Source organism: Pedobacter humicola, from assembly GCF_056490705.1.
In genome coordinates, this window is record NZ_JBWJIG010000042.1 from 1 (window position 1) to 1,265 (window position 1,265).

The 1,265-nt window shown below is 47.7% G+C and carries 1 protein-coding gene; it reads left to right on the plus strand.

Features of this window, described 5'->3' with window-relative positions:
• Window positions 1-90: 90 nt before the first annotated feature.
• On the plus strand, window positions 91-1,167 hold the full coding sequence (locus AC04Q1_RS26440) for an IS110 family RNA-guided transposase (RefSeq protein WP_478367518.1): 1,077 nt from the start codon (window positions 91-93) through the stop codon (window positions 1,165-1,167).
• Window positions 1,168-1,265: the final 98 nt, after the last annotated feature.

Sequence of the window (1,265 nt, forward strand, 5' to 3'; positions counted from 1 at the left end):
ATCAGTATCTATGTAATAAAAGTGATCTTAGTTCAAGTGGTCTTTAGCAGCCACAATTGTTAAATTTAAATAAACAAGAGAACTAAGATCATGACAAATTTAGCAGAAAAATTAGATTTTAGCGGTCATACGATAAGCTGTGGCATCGATGTGCACCTCAAAAGCTGGACTGTTTCGCTCTATTTAGGGAAACAGTACCTAAAAAGCTTCGTCCAGTCACCTCCATCTGTTGAAGGCTTGTGGAATTTTCTTTCAACCAATTATCCACAAGCCCACTATGAATGTGCTTACGAAAGCGGTTTCTGTGGATTCTGGATACAGCGGGCTTTCACTGCCCGCTCGGTAAGCTGTATCGCGGTGAATGCTGCAGATGTTCCCCGGACGGATAAGGGCACCAAGAACAAGAACGACAGGAATGATTCCAGACGGATAGCCGAGGCACTTCAGGCCGGGCAGCTGGAAGGAGTTTATGTTCCTGACCCCGAACTTGAAGCCGACAGGCAGCTGGTGCGGCTCAACGAGCGGTACAGTAATGACCTTACCAGGTCAAAAAACAGGATAAAGGGCCTTCTCCGTCTGATGGGGATTGAGATACCGCAGAGATTCGCAAAGGCCAACTGGAGTAGGGCATTTGTGGCATGGCTAAAAGAGGCCAGCTGTGGAGAGCCGAGCATCCGCATCGTGCTGGACAGGCAGCTCTCTATAATGGAAGCCATCAGAACCCAAAAACTGGATACACTGAGAGAGATGAGGAAGCTAATGGGGAAAGCACGCTACCGTACTATCTCAGGGCTGCTCTGCTCTATTCCGGGGATAGGCCCCGTAACAGCAGCTGTGCTGATTGTTGAAATCGGTGATATCTCCCGTTTTGAAAAATTCGACAGGCTCAATTCATTTGTAGGGCTATGCCCAATGCAGCATTCCACAGGCGGGAACGACAGAAAGGGTAGCATAACCACAAGACAGCACCGCCGCCTGAGGTATCTACTTGTAGAGGCTGCCTGGGTAGCGGTAAGAACAGATCCGGCCCTTACGATATGCTATAGCAGATGGACAGCAAGGGTTGGTTCCAGACGGGCCATAATCAAGATAGCGAGAAAACTGCTTTCCAGGGTAAGGCATGTCTGGAATGACCGGGCACCATATGTTACCGGGATTGTGAAATAAAAAAACAAAAACTAGCTGTAAAGATATGATAGACTGCTTTCTAAACCATGCAGGGGGTAAACCTGCTTTAATCAGTGTGCGGCTATCTTTTAACCTGA

Excerpts from the sequence above, each read along its gene's own strand:
- AC04Q1_RS26440 (WP_478367518.1), top strand. The coding sequence starts at position 91 with ATGACAAATTTAGCAGAAAAATTAGATTTTAGCGGTCATACGATAAGC.